Annotated in this window: 13 protein-coding genes; 7 read left to right on the forward strand and 6 right to left on the reverse strand. The window is 55.2% G+C overall.

Annotation, left to right across the window (positions count from 1 at the left end; all coding sequences use genetic code 11):
- Nucleotides 1-28: 28 nt before the first annotated feature.
- Entirely contained in the window at nucleotides 29-1,723 is a 1,695-nt protein-coding gene (locus tag ACFE33_RS06970; RefSeq protein ID WP_380058406.1) for a peptide ABC transporter substrate-binding protein, read from the reverse strand.
- A 386-nt stretch (nucleotides 1,724-2,109) separates the two neighbouring features.
- On the opposite strand from ACFE33_RS06970, the gene ACFE33_RS06975 reads away from it, so the two are divergent.
- From ACFE33_RS06975 to ACFE33_RS06985, 3 genes are read left to right on the forward strand one after another with little or no spacing between them, the layout of a single operon-like run.
- A complete protein-coding gene (locus tag ACFE33_RS06975) occupies nucleotides 2,110-3,948 on the forward strand; it encodes a dipeptide ABC transporter ATP-binding protein (protein ID WP_380058408.1) in 1,839 nt (612 codons plus the stop codon).
- A 35-nt stretch (nucleotides 3,949-3,983) separates the two neighbouring features.
- Nucleotides 3,984-5,147: an acetylornithine deacetylase gene (gene argE / locus ACFE33_RS06980; protein ID WP_380058410.1), complete on the forward strand. Its 1,164-nt coding sequence runs from the start codon at nucleotides 3,984-3,986 to the stop codon at nucleotides 5,145-5,147.
- Nucleotides 5,148-5,150: 3 nt separating this feature from the next.
- Nucleotides 5,151-6,314, forward strand: coding sequence for a M20 aminoacylase family protein (locus ACFE33_RS06985; RefSeq protein WP_380058412.1), 1,164 nt, complete (start codon nucleotides 5,151-5,153; stop codon nucleotides 6,312-6,314).
- 31 nt (nucleotides 6,315-6,345) lie between these two features.
- Here ACFE33_RS06985 and ACFE33_RS06990 read toward each other — a convergent pair whose 3' ends face one another.
- Complete coding sequence (locus ACFE33_RS06990; RefSeq protein WP_380058414.1) at nucleotides 6,346-7,158, reverse strand: class I SAM-dependent methyltransferase; 813 nt, start codon at nucleotides 7,156-7,158, stop codon at nucleotides 6,346-6,348.
- Nucleotides 7,159-7,233: 75 nt separating this feature from the next.
- Nucleotides 7,234-8,238, reverse strand: coding sequence for a GTP 3',8-cyclase MoaA (gene moaA, locus ACFE33_RS06995; protein ID WP_380058416.1), 1,005 nt, complete (start codon nucleotides 8,236-8,238; stop codon nucleotides 7,234-7,236).
- A 143-nt stretch (nucleotides 8,239-8,381) separates the two neighbouring features.
- Between moaA and ACFE33_RS07000 the strand changes: the two genes are divergently transcribed.
- Nucleotides 8,382-10,007, forward strand: a complete 1,626-nt coding sequence (locus tag ACFE33_RS07000) for an AMP-binding protein (RefSeq protein ID WP_380058418.1) — start codon at nucleotides 8,382-8,384, stop codon at nucleotides 10,005-10,007.
- Here the strand turns inward: ACFE33_RS07000 and ACFE33_RS07005 are convergent.
- The 3 genes from ACFE33_RS07005 to glmU are packed head-to-tail and all read right to left on the reverse strand — an operon-like array spanning nucleotide 10,004 to nucleotide 13,877.
- Nucleotides 10,004-10,714 carry a DNA alkylation repair protein gene (locus ACFE33_RS07005; RefSeq protein ID WP_380058420.1) on the reverse strand — a complete coding sequence of 237 codons (711 nt, stop codon included), beginning with the start codon at nucleotides 10,712-10,714 and terminating at the stop codon, nucleotides 10,004-10,006. The genes ACFE33_RS07000 and ACFE33_RS07005 overlap by 4 nt on opposite strands.
- Nucleotides 10,711-12,525 carry a glutamine--fructose-6-phosphate transaminase (isomerizing) gene (glmS, locus tag ACFE33_RS07010; RefSeq protein ID WP_380058422.1) on the reverse strand — a complete coding sequence of 605 codons (1,815 nt, stop codon included), beginning with the start codon at nucleotides 12,523-12,525 and terminating at the stop codon, nucleotides 10,711-10,713. The genes ACFE33_RS07005 and glmS overlap by 4 nt, the downstream gene beginning before the upstream one ends.
- Complete coding sequence (gene glmU / locus ACFE33_RS07015) at nucleotides 12,525-13,877, reverse strand: bifunctional UDP-N-acetylglucosamine diphosphorylase/glucosamine-1-phosphate N-acetyltransferase GlmU (protein WP_380058424.1); 1,353 nt, start codon at nucleotides 13,875-13,877, stop codon at nucleotides 12,525-12,527. The genes glmS and glmU overlap by 1 nt, the downstream gene beginning before the upstream one ends.
- A gap of 107 nt (nucleotides 13,878-13,984) precedes the next feature.
- Here glmU and ACFE33_RS07020 point away from each other — a divergent pair, with 107 nt between their 5' ends.
- The 3 genes from ACFE33_RS07020 (at nucleotide 13,985) to ACFE33_RS07030 (ending at nucleotide 17,532) form a co-directional block, all read left to right on the forward strand.
- Entirely contained in the window at nucleotides 13,985-14,677 is a 693-nt protein-coding gene (locus tag ACFE33_RS07020; RefSeq protein WP_380058426.1) for an HAD hydrolase-like protein, read from the forward strand.
- A gap of 67 nt (nucleotides 14,678-14,744) precedes the next feature.
- Nucleotides 14,745-15,908, forward strand: coding sequence for an isovaleryl-CoA dehydrogenase (locus tag ACFE33_RS07025; protein ID WP_380058427.1), 1,164 nt, complete (start codon nucleotides 14,745-14,747; stop codon nucleotides 15,906-15,908).
- A 19-nt stretch (nucleotides 15,909-15,927) separates the two neighbouring features.
- The gene (locus ACFE33_RS07030) at nucleotides 15,928-17,532 is read left to right on the forward strand and encodes a carboxyl transferase domain-containing protein (protein WP_380058429.1); all 1,605 of its coding nucleotides are present in this window, start codon (nucleotides 15,928-15,930) and stop codon (nucleotides 17,530-17,532) included.
- Nucleotides 17,533-17,542 lie beyond the last annotated feature (10 nt).

A 17,542-nucleotide genomic window follows, 5' to 3' on the forward strand; every position in this document is an offset into this window, starting at 1 on the left:
CCGAAGGGGCGCCCAATTTCGCATATGCTTACTCGCGGTGCCAGTCGGCTGCATTCCACAGCTCACTGTCCCAAGTATTCAGGATCACACCGCCAAGAGTGTTGGAGTGCGCAGATACACGGCCACGATCCACCAGCGGGATAATGACATATTCTTGCATCAACATATCGTTCATGGCTTTGGCCATTTCCGCGCGGTCGTTGATGTCGCCAGTCACAGCCATTTTCGCAACAAGCGCGTCGTACTCTTCAGAGCAGAAACGCGGCATGTTGTTGCCTTGCCACTGGTTTTCAGGGCTTGGAGCCTGCTTACATTCCCAGTTTGCCATATAGGACTCTGGGTCTGTGCCGTCGAAGTTGTTGGCGTACATTTCTACGTCAGCAAAGAACTTCTGGAACGTATCAGGCGAACCGGGGTCGCCGCCAAAGAACACAGACGCGTCAATGTTACGAAGTTCGGTTTCAACGCCGATTTCGCTCCACCACTGTTTGATCAGAGCTTGGAAGTCCTGACGAACAGCGTTGGTGGATGTTTGGTAAAGCATGGACAGACGCACGCCATCTTTGGCGCGGATACCGTCGCTTCCTTTGACCCAGCCAGCAGCCTCAAGCACATCGTTTGCGCCTGCGATGTCTTGAACAAGACACGCGTCGTTCGCAGTCGATGCATAGATTTCAGGTGCCGGAAGCACGTTACAGGTCGGACGACCCGCTGCGCCGTATCCGATTTCGGTGAGCAACTCGCGGTCAATCGCCATGGAAAGCGCTTTCCGCACGTTGATGTCGGTTAGGAACGGATGCGGATGTGCCTTTGTACCGCGCTCATCGCCGAGTTCTGCGGAAGGATCGGTTTGGTTGACCATGATGCGCTCAACCAATGTACCAAAGCCAGAGACGATCTTGCCTTTGCCCTTGGCTTCCATGCTCGCAAGCACATCAGGTGCAAGCTGTAGGTTCCAAGCGTAGTCAAACTCGCCAGTCTCGAGAACAGAACGGCCAGCCGCAGTCGCATCGCCGCCACCCTTTAGGGTCGCTGTCGCAAATGCGGGTTTCGCAGGGTCGCGGTAGTTCGGGTTCGCTTCAAGCGATACCACGTCGTTCGGGCGGAATTCTGTGACCGTAAACGGGCCAGTGCCGATCGGGTTGAAGTTGGCCTCTGTACATTCTGGTGCTTTGGGGCCCAAGCACTCAGCAAACTGTGCTTTCTGAATGATCGGAGCCTGCGCGCCTACGAAAGGACCGTATGGGAATGGCTTGGCCAAACCAAAAGTCACAACCGCAGTCAATTCATCAGGAGTCTCGACGGAAACAACATCGTTGTATTTCTCGGACTGCGCACAGCCGCCGCCTTCAGCAGTACAGTATTCCCAGCTGAATTTCACATCTTCGGAAGTAAGAGGGGTGCCATCAGACCACAGAAGGCCGGGCTTGAGTTTCCATGTGATTGTTGTGAGGTCCTCGGAAACGCCACCGTTCTCAACTGTTGGGACGCTCTCTGCGAGCCAAGGTACCATCGCGCCAGTTTCGTTATAGCGAGCGAGTGGTTCAATCACCAAGCTGGACGCCTCAAGATCCTTAGTACCGCCAGAAAGGTAGGGGTTCATGATCGATGGCGCTTGCCAATAGATGATGTTTACGTGGCCGTCAGCTCCGCGCTCCGCCATAGCCATTGGGGCCATTGCAAATGCCGCTGCTGCGCCCATCAGGGCAGATTTCAACTTCATACTTCTCTCCTTATTGGAAATTTCGGACGTGCGATTCACTGAGTTTGTCCCAGTGATTTTTTTCAATCATTTCATTCGTCGGAATTGTCAGTTCGCTTTTCACGATATTTTCGACTCACTCCTGAAGGGTCCGATAGCGGTCAGTTCAGGCTAATTCCAAAAAAAAATCAAGCTTCCGTTACGAGTAATCAGGCCGGCGTGAACGCAGATTTCGTCATAGTGCACGTTTTGCGTGTCGATATGAGTAAAAATTGAGGTGTTATGATGTAAAGTGTCGGTATTTCGTAGCGTATCTTGGGCGAATTGGATGCAATTTAAAGGGGTTTGACTTTGCGACGCCCCGAGGACTAGCGTATCAGCCAACATAGTCCCCCAAGAGACGAGCCATGCTAGATCAGCCCCTTATCGACATTAAGAATCTTCGCGTAGAGTTTGAAACAAATAGCGGAATCGTTGTTGGGGTGGAGGACATATCTTTCACCATCAACCCCGGAGAGACACTCTGTGTCGTCGGCGAATCGGGATCGGGAAAGTCGGTTTCGTCGCTCTCGATCATGCGACTGGTGGAGTTCGGCGGTGGCGAGATCGCCAAGGGCTCGATGACATTTGATCGCGGCGATGCGGGAAAAACCGACCTTGCCAAGATGGACGCAAACAAGATGCGTGACATTCGGGGCAATGAAATCGGTATGATTTTTCAAGAGCCGATGACATCGCTTAATCCCGTCTTTACCATCGGTCGGCAGTTGACTGAGGGGCTCATCCTTCACAAGAAGATGTCCAAAGCCCAAGCACGCGCCCGGGCCATCGATTTGCTTCGTGATGTGCGGATTCCAGAGCCGGAAAGCCGCATGACGCAATATCCCCACGAACTTTCGGGCGGAATGCGCCAGCGTGTTGTGATTGCGATGGCGATGGCCTGCGAGCCGCGGTTGCTCATCTGTGACGAGCCGACAACTGCGCTGGACGTAACAATTCAGGCCGAGATATTGGCGCTGATTGATCGTCTCAAGCGTGAGCACGGCACCGCGGTTCTGTTTATCACGCATGATATGGCGGTTGTGGCGCAAATGGCCGACCGCGTGATCGTGATGTATCGCGGTAATATGATGGAAGAGGGCACGGTCGAGCAAATCTTCGAAGACCCGCAACATCACTATACTAAGGCCTTGTTGGCGGCGGTGCCAAAGCTCGGCGAAATGAAGGGCAAGCCCGCGCCAGAACCGATGCGCATCCTTGGTGATGAAGATAAATACGCGGCGGTTGTCGCCAAAGCGAAGGCCAAACTGGCCACGGCCCCCGACCACGTCGAGCCGCTGCTGACGGTTAAGAACCTGACCACACGCTTTCCGGTGAAAAAGGGCGTCATGCGGCGCACTGTGGCGAATGTTCATGCGGTTGAAGATGTATCCTTTTCGCTCAATCCAGGCGAGACACTGTCGCTTGTGGGCGAGAGTGGTTGCGGTAAATCCTCTTGCGGTCGGTCTATCTTGCGATTGGTGGAGCCGCATAGTGGCGAAGTAAATCTGGATGGCGTCGATATTCTGGGACTCGATCATAATGCTCTGCGCAAAGCGCGGCGTGATATGCAGATGGTGTTTCAGGACCCATTTGCCTCTTTGAACCCGCAGGTGCGTTTGATTGATCAGGTGGCCGAACCAATCCGGAATTACAATCTCGCCAGCGGGAGCGAAGTTGCGGATCGGGTTGCGAGTCTGTTTGATCGTGTTGAATTGCCACGTAGTTTTCTCAAGCGCTATCCGCACGAGCTTTCTGGTGGTCAACGGCAGCGGATCGCGATTGCGCGCGCGCTTGCTTTGAACCCCAAGCTCGTTGTCGCGGACGAGGCCGTTTCGGCGCTGGACGTTTCTGTTCAAGCGCAGGTGCTTAATCTGTTGATGGAACTTCAGGCCGACCTAGGGATCGCGATGCTGTTTATCAGCCACGACATGGCCGTCGTTGAGCGCGTCAGCCACCAAACTGCGGTGATGTATCTGGGGCGGATTGTTGAAATTGGCCCGCGCCAGCAGGTGTTCGAAAACCCCCAGCACAGCTACACACGCTCGCTTATGTTGGCGGTGCCGGTCGCCGATCCACGCAAAAAGAAAATCCGCTCGGACTTGTCTTTCAAGCCAATCCCGTCGCCGATTTTCCCCAAAGACTACACTCCCGAACCTTCGACTTATACCGAAGTGTCAAAAGGGCATTTTGTTCTTAATTCATAGCGCCTTATCGAGGTATGCTAATGTGAGGCCTTCCGATGGGTGAATCCCTCTCGTCGCGCGCGATCCTTGAGAAACTGGTGAGTTTCAATACGGTGAGCGCCAATTCAAATCTTGAGTTGATAGCTTGGGTCGAGTCCTATCTCGCGGGGCATGGCGTTACCTCGACGCGTGTTTATGACGAGACGGGAACCAAGGCGTCGCTCTTTGCCAATATTGGCCCCGAGGTCGAGGGCGGTATCATCCTTTCGGGGCATACCGATGTTGTTCCAGCCGAGGGGCAGGCATGGGATACTGATCCGTTTGAAGTCGTTGAACGTAATGGCCGTCTTTACGGACGTGGTACTGCGGACATGAAGGGGTTTGACGCGCTCGCTCTCTGGGCAGTGCCGCAGGCTCTTGCTGCAAACCTGAAACGCCCACTTCAAATTGCGTTGTCGTATGATGAAGAGGTTGGGTGCGTTGGCGCCCCTCCGATGATTTCTGCTATGGCTGCTCTCCCCAAAGCGCAGGCGGCAATCGTGGGGGAGCCTTCAATGATGAAGGTCGTCACGGGCCATAAGGGAATGATCGGCTTTGACGTCCATGTGCGCGGGTATGAGGTTCATAGCTCTGTGCTGGATACAGGCGTTTCTGCGGTAATGTATGGCGCGGAACTCATTCAATGGGCGCATGCCGAAAATGCCCGTATGGCGCGTGAGCAAGCCAACGCCCTTGTGGCCGATTTTGTCCCACCATACACAACTATCCACGTTGGACAGATCAGCGGCGGCACGGCGCACAATATCACCGCTAAAGATTGTCATTTTGATATATCCTTCCGCGTTGTTCCCGGAGAGACAACAAGCCATTGGGAAACAGAACTGCACAATAAGGTCGCCGAGATAGAAGCCAAAATGAAGGCGATACATCCTGAGTGCGGCATCGACCTGAGCGAGGTTTTTAACGTGCCTCCGCTGGCGCCTGAGCGGGACGGAGTTGCCGAAAACCTCGCCCGTAGTTTGACGGGGGATAATGCCAATCATGTGGTGTCGTATGCCACTGAGGGTGGGCAATTTCAGGAGGGCGGACACTCTGTTGTGGTGTGTGGTCCCGGCGATATTGCCCAAGCGCACCAGCCAAACGAATTTATCGAAATCAGTCAGCTAGAGGCAGGCGAAGCCTTCCTTAAGCGGCTAATCAAACAACTGGAACAGGATTAAGAAATGCCCGTAAAGAACCGTTTTTCTGAGCTTTTAACAGAAATCACAGAGTGGCGACGCGATTTCCATGCGCACCCAGAGATCCTTTTCGAAACACATCGCACCTCGGCGCGGGTGGCGGAACTTCTGCGCGCATTCGGGTGTGACGAAGTGGTCGAAGGTATTGGGCGCACGGGCGTTGTTGGTGTGATTAAGGGCAAATCAGACAGCAATGGTCGTGTCGTCGGTTTGCGTGCAGATATGGATGCGCTTCCGATCCTTGAGGATACTGGCCTTGAGTACGCAAGCGAAACCCCCGGAGCGATGCACGCCTGTGGTCACGATGGGCACACGGCGATGCTGCTCGGAGCGGCAAAGTACCTCTGTGAAACCCGAAACTTTGACGGCACCACGGTCGTAATTTTTCAGCCCGCCGAAGAGGGCGGCGGCGGTGGCCGTGAGATGTGCGAAGACGGCATGATGGAGCGTTGGAACATCCAAGAAGTCTATGGTATGCACAACTGGCCCGGCCATCCCCTCGGGAGTTTCGCGATCCGTCCGGGTGCGTTCTTTGCGGCAACCGATCAGTTTGAACTGTTTGTCGAAGGCAAAGGCGGGCACGCCGCCAAGCCGCAAGAGGTGGTCGATACGACCGTCATTGCCAGCCAGATTGTTCTGGCATTGCAAACCATCGCGAGCCGTAACGTTGATCCTGTTCAGCAAGTTGTGGTTTCGGTCACAAGTTTTGAAACAGAGAGCAAAGCCTTTAACGTGATCCCACAAAAGGTCCATATCAAAGGGACCGTTCGCACACTTTCCGAAGATGTGCGCGACCTAGCAGAGGAGCGCATCAAGGTGATCGCACCGCTCACGGCGCAGGCCATGGGCGGCACTGCAGAGGTAAATTACATGCGTGGCTACCCCGTAATGGTTAATCACGAGACCGAGACAGAGTATGCCGTAAAGGCCGCCGAAAAGGTTGCTGGCTCCTGTGCCGATGCGCCTCTCGTGATGGGCGGAGAGGACTTTGCTTATATGCTCGAAGAGCGCCCCGGCGCCTATATTCTCGTGGGTAACGGCGATACGGCAGCGGTTCACCATCCAAAGTACAACTTCGATGACAATGCGATCCCTGCGGGGTGTAGCTGGTGGGTCGAGATGGTCGAAAGCCGTATGCCTGCCGCCTAGTCGCAGAGCAAAAGGTTAAAATCGGGGCGTGTTATTTATAGGCGACAATAACATGCCCCTGTATTTTTCCAGAGACAGGGCCACTACCGAACTTTGCTTCGATATCGGTTGCGGCTTGCTTGGTTATCTTTTCGAGTAGCGTCGCGTCTCGCTCCTCTATTTCACCTCTCAGCGGTGTGCCTTGGCAAAAAGCGATTGCGGGTTCTTGGCCGCTTGACGCGTGACTTTGCTTGGTGAGGGTATGAACGTCAATCTCACTAAATCCCACCGCTCGCAGATCATTTTCGATTATGTTGGTATCGCCAAAACCATGCGGTGTACGGCGGAGAAACAGCGGGGGATCGTCAGGGAAGAAACGCCCAGCCGTTTCGGTCACGCTATCCGCGAATTCATTTTCCTCGATGTCATCCCAAACGCTAAAGATAAACACGCCGCTATCATTCAGTACACGCAGCGCTTCGCTGTAACCTTGCTGTTTGTTGGGAAAGAACATCGCTCCGAACTGGCAGCAGACAACATCGAAGCTATTGTCCTGAAAGGGTAGATCAAGCGCATCGGCCTGTTGCCATAATAGGTTCTCGCGCGCGGGCTGTTTAGATTTGGCGCGCTCAAGCATTGGCGGGTTAAGGTCGGTTACGTGATATTCTGCGCCTGCCGCAAGAAGCGGGGCGAGGGTGCGCGGCACCACACCGCTGCCAGCCGCAGTTTCGAGTACGCGCTGTGGGCGCAATGCCGCAACGCGTGATGCCATATCTTGGGCAAATCCCTCAAAGATGAGCGGTACGAGGTACTCGTCATAAATGTCGGGAATTGATCCATCGAACTTTTTGTCTTGGTCGCCCATGCGCATACTCCTATGCTTTGGGGTAACGGTGGAGCCAAGTATAGCACATTGCACGTCGTGCGTCTTAACGATGATTTAACCGCCGGTATGGCTCATGTGTCGGCTCATCTGGCCGCCGAGTTCTTGGCGAGAATAGTCGAAATCATGGCCCTTGGGCTTGAGGGCAATCGCCGCGCGGATTGCGTCGAGAAGGGCGTCGTTGCTCTCGCTCGCACGCAAAGGTGCCCGAAGGTCGGACTTGCCTTCTTGGCCCAAGCAAGTGAAAATTTCACCAGTGCATGTCACGCGGACCCGATTGCAGCTTTCACAGAAATTGTGGCTTAGGGGGGTGATAAAACCAATGCGCTGACGGGTTTCTCCAAGACGCACATAGCGCGCAGGGCCACCAGTTCGATCCGGCAAATCCGCAAGCGTGTATTTCGTGCCAAGGGTCGCGCGCAATTCTTCAAGCGACCAATACTGACCAATCCGGTTTTCCTCGCCGATATCTCCCATCGGCATGACCTCGATGAAGGTCAAATCCATCTCGCGCGCCGCGCAGAACTCGGTGAGGGTGAACAATTCATCCTCGTTGAAGCCTTTCAGGGCGACGGTATTCAACTTCACCTTTAGGCCCGCAGTCAGGGCCGCCTCAATTCCTTCTAGAACCTGATTCAAACGGCCCCAACGGGTGATTTCGGCGAATTTCTTTTCGTCAAGTGTATCAAGTGAGATGTTGATACGTTTCACGCCATAACGCGCGAGTTCATCCGCATATTTGGACAGTTGCGAGCCGTTCGTTGTAAGCGTTAACTCATCAAGCGCGCCGCTCTTGAGGTGACGTGACATGGCCTCAAAATATCCCATGATCCCGCGCCGCACCAACGGTTCGCCCCCAGTAATCCGAAGTTTCCGAACGCCAAGGTCAATGAACGCAGAGGACAGCCGATCCAATTCTTCAAGTGTCAGAAGTTCCTTTTTGGGGAGGAAATTCATCACCTCGGACATGCAATATACGCAACGGAAATCGCAACGGTCCGTAACAGAAAGGCGCAGATACGTAATCGGGCGCAGATATGGATCAATCAGGGGTGTGTTCATAACCCAAGCCTAGGCGCCATAGGGCAGTGGGGCAAGCGCGATTCTCAATTCCTGCACCACAAGTCCGCGAGTGAAAAGGAATTGACGCGGGAATCCGCATCCTGTGTATTGAACGCATGTTCAAATAAATTGCAGGAGAGAACATGCAGCGGCGTTTACTTGAGCAGGTCAATTCAGCGGGCCAAACATGGGATAACCTTCGGGAGGGCTTCCAATGGAATGTGCCCGCCGATCTTAACATCGCCGAAGTGTGTTGTGACGATTGGGCGCGTAATTTCCCAGACCAAACCGCGGTTATTCACGTGCATGAGAATGGCGAGGAGGAGCGCTGGAGTTACGCACAATTCATGCAGATGTCGAACCGCTTGGCCAATGCACTTCGGTCGCGTGGGGTCGTCGCGGGGGACCGCGTCGCAGTTTTATTGCCGCAAGGCCCCGCAGTTTTGCTTGCGCATTTTGCTGCATACAAACTGGGGGCGATCGTGCTTCCGTTGTTCACGTTGTTTGGCGAGGACGCACTTAGGTATCGTCTTGCTGATAGTGGTGCTGCGGTCGTCGTGACAGACGCCGAGAACCTTGCAAAGCTGAACAATATCAAGCCTGAACTTCCCGCGCTCCAGACCATTTTCACAACGGGGGAAACCAAAGATAGCGCAGAGTCCCTTTGGCAAGCGATTGAGCCGGCAAGCGATAACTTCACGCCAGTCAAAACAACGCCAGAAACGCCCGCGGTGCTCATTTATACGTCTGGTACAACAGGTGACCCAAAGGGGGTGCTGCACGGGCATGGGTTCCTCTATGGGCACCTTCCAGCGATTGAATTGCATCATCAGGGCTTCCCGCAAGACGGCGATTGCGGTTGGACACCCGCTGATTGGGCTTGGATCGGTGGCCTGATGGATATGGCGATGCCATGTTTGTTCTATGGTGTGCCGCTCATCTCGCGCCGAATGCGGAAGTTCGATCCCGTCGACGCTTATGACTTGATCGCGAAATACAAAATTCGGAACCTGTTCATGCCGCCAACCGCACTCAAGCTCATGCGTGGTACGATGGTTCCTGAGGACGTGAATATCCGCACGATCAGTTCGGGGGGCGAGAGTCTTGGCGCGGATTTGTTAAATTGGGCTGAGGATACGCTCGGCGCGCCGGTGAACGAACTTTACGGCCAGACAGAATGTAACCTCGTTGTGTGCTCTGCAAAGTCTCTGGATACACATCGACCCGGCTTTATGGGGCGTGCGGTTCCCGGACATGAGGTGGCGATCATCGACGCAGAAGGGCGGCGATTGCCCGCAGGAGAAATCGGTGAGATCGCTATTCGGGCGCCCGATGTCGGCATGTTTCTCAGGTATTGGAACAAGCCCGAGGAGACCGCCAAGAAGTTCGTGGGGGATTGGCTCCGAACGGGGGACCTGGGCAGTTGCGATGCGGATGGCTTCTTTCAATTCTCGTCGCGCGATGATGATGTCATTACTTCGGCGGGCTATCGCATCGGACCGAGCGAGATTGAGAATTGTCTTGCCTCGCATCCCGCCGTGGCAATGGCGGCGGTCATCGGGGTGCCTGATCCGATCCGCACCGAAGCGGTCAAAGCCTTCGTTGTTCTGCGCGAGGGGGCGGCATGGGATGGCCTTGAGAAAGAGCTGATCACCCTCGTCAAACAGCGTATAAGCCCCCACGTTGCGCCACGGTCGGTTGTTGCGATTGACGCCTTGCCGATGACGGCGACGGGCAAAATCATGCGACGGGCGCTGCGCGAAGCCTAGGTCTCGACGGGCGGCGGCGGAACGGTATAGTCCCGCATATGGCGCGCCGCCTCTTTCTGGGCGAAGGGTTTTAGGCGCGGGCCGTGTTCGTTCAGGAACCCTTGCGCACGTGGCACATCATGCTTGGAAAGATCGCGAAGCCACCAGGAAATAGCTTTCTGAATGAACCATTCCTTATCCTCAACCATGCGCTCACACCATCCAAGCACACGTTCGCGGGCTTCGATTTCTTGTGGTTTCGGAAAGTTCTGCTTGGTCCAAGGGAGGGTGATGACCAATGCAGCGCGACGGGTCCACATATGATCTGAATCGATCCAGTGTTCAACGTCGTCAAGGCGTGTCGGGTCCGCGACAAGGCGTTTTTGTCCCGCGATGCACGCATGATCCGCAATCGCCCAAGCGTCAAAATCAGGCACCCAGCTCGCGATAAGCGCCCAAGCATCCTCGTCAGGGCGCAAGCGCGCCTGAGTAAGGAGCTTCGCAGCGGCTACGCGGGCTTCGTGACCGTTCGTTGCCCATAATTCACGAGCAAGCTCAACACGTTCTGGCACATCCATTTCGGCGCGCCATGATTTTACACAGGTGTCGATATCTGGGTTTGAGACCCCCAAATACTCTCGATCAGCCTTGTGATATGCGCGCATCTCTGCGGCCTTGGTTTCGTTCCCAAGCGCCGAGAGGTCGCGCATTGCTGTGTCTATGTTCATTCTACGGTCACCGATTTGGCTAGGTTGCGGGGTTGATCGACGTCAGTACCTTTGGCGATAGCCGTGTGATACGCCAGAAGCTGCGCGGGCACAGCATAGAGGAGCGGTGCGAAAACGGCGTCCGTTTCGGGCATGGTTATGGTTTCCCAAACATCCTTTCCTGCTTCGGCGATGCCTTGTGCGTCGGAAATCAAGAGGACCTTGCCGCCACGCGCCATGACCTCTTGCATGTTGGAAATCGTTTTCTCGAACAACGCATCACGCGGTGCCATAACCACAACGGGAACCTTGTTATCGATCAGGGCAATTGGCCCGTGTTTTAGCTCGCCACTCGCATAGCCCTCAGCGTGGATATAGCTAAGCTCTTTGAGTTTCAGTGCGCCTTCAAGCGCAAGCGGGAACATCGCGCCGCGCCCAAGGAACAGGATATCCTGTGCCTGCGCGATCTTGCGGGCGACTTGCTGTACCGCATCACTGATGGCGAGGGATTGGCTTACCAGTCCCGGAATTTTCTGAAGGCTTTCTAGGAGCGTGTCGTGCTGCGCCGCGTCAATCGCGCCACGTTGTTTTGCAGCATCTAACGCAAGCAGGCCAAGTAGGGCAAGCTGGCAGGTGAATGCTTTGGTCGATGCAACAGAGACTTCAACGCCTGCCAAAATCGGCAGGGCAAGATCGCTGTCCCGCGCCATGGAGCTTTCGGTGACATTGATCACCGAAAGGGTCATATCCGCCTTGCCGCGCACATATTGCAGTGCGGCCATGGTGTCCGCAGTTTCCCCAGATTGGCTAACAAAGATGGCAAGAGTGCGCGCAGCAATGGGTGGTTCACGATAGCGGAACTCGCTTGCGATATCGACCTCAACGGGAATGCGAGCGATCTGCTCGAACCAATATTTTGCGGTCAAGCACGCCAGATACGCGGTACCACAGGCCACCATCGTGATGCGGTCAAACTGGGTGAAATCCAATTCTTTTGGCAGATTGATCTGGCCGTTTTGAACATAATGGCCGAGCGCATCAGCAAGCACGACGGGCTGCTCTGCGATCTCTTTTGCCATGAAGTGTTTATGGCCAGCTTTCTCGATCCGCGCGGCGTCGAGTTGAACGGTTTTGATCGGGCGTGTCACCGGAGTGCCGGTTGCATCAAAGATGTGAACGCCTGCGCGGGTTACAATCGCGTGGTCACCATCTTCAAGGTACGAAATCTGATCTGTCATTGGCGCCAAGGCAATCGCGTCTGAGCCAACGAACATTTCGCCATCGCCATGGCCAATCGCCAGTGGCGAGCCTTTGCGTGCTGCAATCAGCAGATCGTCGTGACCTTCAAACAGGAAGCAGAGCCCAAACGCACCCTCAAGCCGCGCAATTGTCGCCTTGGCCGCCGCAATCGCGTCCATACCGCCATCCATGAATGATTGCGTGAGGAGGGCGACTGTTTCAGTGTCCGTGTCGGAATAAAAGCTATATCCCGCCGAGGTCAGCTCTTGTCTTAGATCTTGAAAGTTCTCGATAATACCGTTGTGAACAACCGCAACCGGACCTGCGCGATGCGGGTGTGCGTTATCGACCGTTGGCGCACCGTGTGTGGCCCAACGTGTGTGGCCGATCCCTGCCTTGCCCGCGAGGGGCTCGTGCACCAACACATCCGAAAGGTTCACCAGTTTTCCAACCGCTCGACGCCGCGCGAGCACGCCGTTATCGACGGTCGCAATCCCTGCGCTGTCGTATCCGCGATACTCAAGCCGCTTTAAGGCCTCAACTAGCAGGGGGGCGGATTCATGATTACCCAATACGCCAATAATTCCGCACATTACTGTTTACCCGCTTTCTTTTTCTCTTTGATTGCTTGCAGCCTTGTAAAGAGCTTCTCGGCCAAGCCTAGCTTGTTTTCCTGCCGTGCGCGCCCGATTGCCAAAGCTTCGGCAGGGACGTCAGATGTGATGACAGAGCCGCTCGCAGTCATCGCGCGGTTGCCGATTTTTACGGGTGCAACGAGCATGGTCGAAGAACCAATAAACACATCATTGCCGATGGTTGTATGGTGCTTCATGACGCCGTCATAGTTGCAGGTCACCGTGCCTGCGCCCAAGTTGCTGCGCGCACCGACCGTCGCATCGCCGACATATGTGAGGTGATTGACCTTTGCGGCCTCGCCAATGATCGCGTTCTTGATCTCGACAAAGTTGCCAACGCGCGCTTCTTCTGCGATTTCTGCGCCTGGGCGCAAACGAGCGTAGGGGCCGATAATGGCGTCGCGGCTGACGTGACAGCCTTCAAGGTGGCTAAACGCACGGATCAGTGCGCCCGATTCAATTGTAACCTCTGGCCCAAAGACCACGTTCTGTTCGATCACCGTATCGCGCCCGACAAAGGTATCGCTTGCGAAAAATACGGTCTCGGGCGCGTACATCGTTACGCCGTTCTCCAGCGCTTCGGCACGTTTGGTGTCTTGGAAAATGCGTTCCGCGTTTGCCAGTTCTGCACGTGTATTGATACCGAGCGTTTCAGCTTCGTCACACGTTACGTATCCAGATGAAAGACCGCGGCTGTTGGCAATCTCTACCACATCGGGGAGGTAGTATTCGCCAGAGGCGTTGTCATTCTTGACCGCTTCCAGAAGGTCAAACAGCGTTTCGCTGTCCGCCGCAATCAGGCCGCTATTACAAAGATTGATCGCGCGCTCGGCCTCGGTTGCGTCTTTGTATTCTACAATCCGATCAAGGCGCGAGCCGTCAGTGATAAAACGTCCGTAGCGGGCTGGGTCCGCAGCATGAAACCCAAGCACGACCACATCATGCTCTTTGCGCGCGGCGGTCATTTTCTCAAGCGTTTCCGGAGAGATGAAGGGCGTGTCACCGAATAAAACGATGGCGTCACCTTCAAAGTCCGCCAGAACATCTTTGGCCTGTGCAACGGCATGGCCCGTTCCAAGCTGTTCTTCCTGTAGCGCAATGTCCGCAACCCCAAGCGAGAGTGCCTCTGCACGGACTTGCTCGGCTTCGTGACCCGCAACAACCACCACGCGCTGGGGCATAAGGGTGTCCGCCGCGCGCATAGCATGGGCCAAGAGACTCGAACCGCCGATCTTGTGAAGAACCTTGGGGAGGTCCGAGTTCATGCGGCTGCCCTTTCCGGCGGCGAGGATGATGAGCGCTGTTGGCATTTGGTTTCTTTTCTGTTGTGGTCGGACCGAATAAAATCCCGTTCTAACTCTATGTGCTGTCAGGGCAAGGGGTATGGGTTCAAAAACGTTTACAAGGTGTTACAGGGATGGGCGACAAATTGCCAAATGAAACGAAGAAATGTGTTGTTTTTGATTTGGACGGCACATTGGCGGATACAAGCGCCGACCTCATTGCTGCTGCGAATTATTGTTTTTCCGCATTAGGTTATGGGAAGATACTTGATCCTGTTGAGGATAGTTTGACCGCGTTTCATGGTGGGCGAGCGATGCTGAAGCTCGGGTTCGAACGCCTAAAGTTGGACGATCCTACGGATGCCGTAAATGCACAGTATCCCATCCTTCTCGAGGCATATGGGCGCAAAATTGATACGCATACCGTCCTATACGATGGCGCAATGGACGCGGTTGAGGCACTTCGCAAGGATAATATTGCGGTTTCAATCTGCACGAACAAGCCTGAACAACTTGCCGAAACGCTGCTGCAACGGCTGGGTGTGCGTGGTGCGTTTGATGCGTTGATCGGGGCGGATACTTTGCCTACACGCAAGCCCGATGTCGCGCCATATCATGCCTCCGTTGAGCGGGCAGGCGGCACGGTCGGGCGTTCCATGCTCATCGGTGACACGGTGACCGACCGTGATACCGCGCGCGCTGCGGGGGTGCCGATTGTCCTTGTCGGGTTTGGACCCTCGGGCGAGAGCGTCAATAGCCTCGCGCCGGATGCCATGCTCAACCACTATCGCGATCTGCCGTCGCTGGTAGAGCGGATGTTGCGCTAGCATAGGATTGACGCGACTCGCTTTCTTCGATTAAATGAACGTGCGTTCAATAAATTCGGAGAAGGCCATGTTTACAGCGACAATGCAGTTTGATTTAGGCGAAGACGTAAATGCGTTGCGCGAAATGGTGCACCGTTGGGCGCAGGATCGCGTAAAGCCGATGGCCGCCGAGATCGACGCGACCAATGATTTTCCCGCTGAGTTGTGGAAAGAGATGGGCGAGTTGGGCTTGCTCGGAATTACCGTCCCTGAGGAATTCGGCGGTGCGGATATGGGGTACCTTGCGCATGTGATTGCGGTCGAGGAAATCGCCCGCGCCAGCGCCAGCGTCAGCCTCTCTTATGGGGCGCACTCAAACCTTTGCGTTAACCAGATCAACCTAAACGGAACTCCAGAGCAGCGCGCCAAATATCTGCCCAAGCTTATTTCTGGCGAGCATGTCGGCGCCTTGGCAATGTCCGAAGCTGGGGCGGGGTCGGACGTGGTTTCGATGAAGCTGCGCGCTGAAAAGAAGAACGGTTACTATACTTTGAACGGCACGAAATTCTGGATCACCAATGGTCCAGATGCCGATACACTTGTCGTCTACGCCAAGACGGATCCCGATGCAGGGAGCCGTGGCATGACCGCGTTCCTGATTGAGAAGGAGATGACTGGTTTCTCGACTTCGGTGCATTTTGACAAGCTTGGAATGCGCGGAAGTAATACCGCAGAGTTGATTTTCGATAATGTCGAGGTTCCATTCGAGAACGTGCTAGGCGAAGAGGGGCGCGGCGTGCGTGTTCTCATGAGTGGTCTGGACTATGAGCGCGTTGTTCTCTCGGGCATCGGAACGGGGATTATGGCGGCCTGTTTGGACGAGGTCATGCCCTATATTTCTCAACGGAAACAATTTGGCGAGCCCGTCGGAAATTTCCAGCTCATGCAAGGGAAAATCGCCGATATGTACACCAAGATGAACAGCGCACGCGCCTATGTTTACGAGGTGGCCAAGGCCTGTGATCGCGGGCAAGTCACCCGACAGGATGCGGCGGCCTGTGTGCTTTACGCGTCCGAAGAAGCAATGACCGTCGCGCATCAGGCCGTGCAAGCCATGGGCGGCACCGGCTTTATGAACGAAAGCGCAGTGAGCCGCATCTTCCGTGATGCCAAGCTGATGGAAATTGGCGCGGGAACCAGTGAAATTCGCCGTATGTTGATCGGGCGCGAAATGATGGGAGCGATGGGCTAACCAGCCTTTCGGAGGGACTATGAAACTCAAGTCGAACGTCATTCTATCGTCGGATACGGCCCGTGAATACCGCGAAGGTCACCTCGCGGCGCTGGCCCAGATCAACGAAGCGGCCCGAACTGCAGCGCAGGGAGGCGGCGAAAAATCGCGCGAACGACATCTCTCGCGGGGCAAGATGCTTCCACGTGAGCGGGTCGCAAACCTTCTGGACCCCGGCAGTGCGTTTCTTGAGGTCGGTGCCACCGCCGCGCATGGGATGTATGATGGCGCTGCGCCCGCTGCGGGTGTGATCGCTGGCGTAGGCCAAGTGAACGGTCAGGACGTTATGGTCGTTTGTAATGATGCGACGGTGAAGGGCGGCACATACTATCCAATGACGGTGAAAAAGCACCTTCGCGCGCAGGAAATCGCCGCGGAATGTCGGCTGCCTTGTGTGTATCTGGTGGATTCGGGTGGTGCGAACCTTCCCAATCAGGATGAAGTTTTCCCCGATCGCGATCACTTTGGGCGGATTTTCTATAATCAGGCGCGGATGAGCGCCGCGGGCATTCCACAGATTGCCGTTGTGATGGGCTCTTGTACGGCTGGCGGCGCATATGTACCCGCAATGGCGGATGTGAGCATTATCGTTAAGGAGCAGGGCACGATCTTTCTGGCGGGGCCACCCTTGGTTAAGGCCGCGACTGGCGAAGTTGTCACAGCAGAAGATCTTGGCGGTGGAGATGTGCATACGCGCCTTTCTGGCGTAGCTGATTATCTGGCAGAGGATGACGCACACGCGCTTGCCCTTGCGAGGCAGGCGGTAGGCAATCTGAACCTATCTTTGCCCGACACGGTGAAGTGGCAAACGCCAGTAGAACCCGCTTATGATCCAGAGGAACTTCTCTCTGTTGTGCCATGCGATCTGCGCACGCCATACGACATTCGTGAAGTGATTGCGCGGATCGTTGACGATAGCCAGTTTGATGAATTCAAGGCACGATTTGGCGAAACCTTGGTGACAGGATTTGCGCACCTTAAGGGCTGCCCCGTGGGAATTATCGCGAACAATGGCGTTCTGTTTTCCGAAGCGGCACAAAAGGGCGCGCATTTTGTTGAACTGTGCTCGCAGCGAAATATCCCGTTGATATTTCTTCAGAATATCACCGGATTCATGGTTGGTCAGAAGTATGAGAACGAGGGCATTGCCCGCCATGGTGCAAAGCTCGTGACTGCTGTGGCCACAACGAATGTGCCCAAGGTCACCATGGTTGTAGGCGGCAGTTTCGGCGCGGGGAATTATGGAATGTCGGGTCGTGCGTATCAGCCACGCTTTATGTGGAGCTGGCCCAATAGCCGCATTTCGGTGATGGGCGGCGCGCAGGCGGCGGGGGTGCTGGCGACCGTCAAGCGCGATGCAATCGAGCGCGCAGGCGGCAGTTGGAGCGCCGAAGAAGAGGCCGCATTCAAGCAGCCGACAATTGATATGTTCGAGGAGCAAAGCCATCCGCTTTATGCGTCCGCGCGTTTGTGGGATGACGGGATCGTTGATCCACGCAAAACGCGCGATGTGTTGTTCCTGAGCCTGAAGGCCGCGCTGAACGCGCCGATTGAAAAGACCCAATTTGGCGTATTCCGAATGTAAAGGGTGGATG

It is taken from the genome of Falsihalocynthiibacter sp. SS001 (genome assembly GCF_042445055.1).
Lineage (GTDB): Bacteria > Pseudomonadota > Alphaproteobacteria > Rhodobacterales > Rhodobacteraceae > Falsihalocynthiibacter.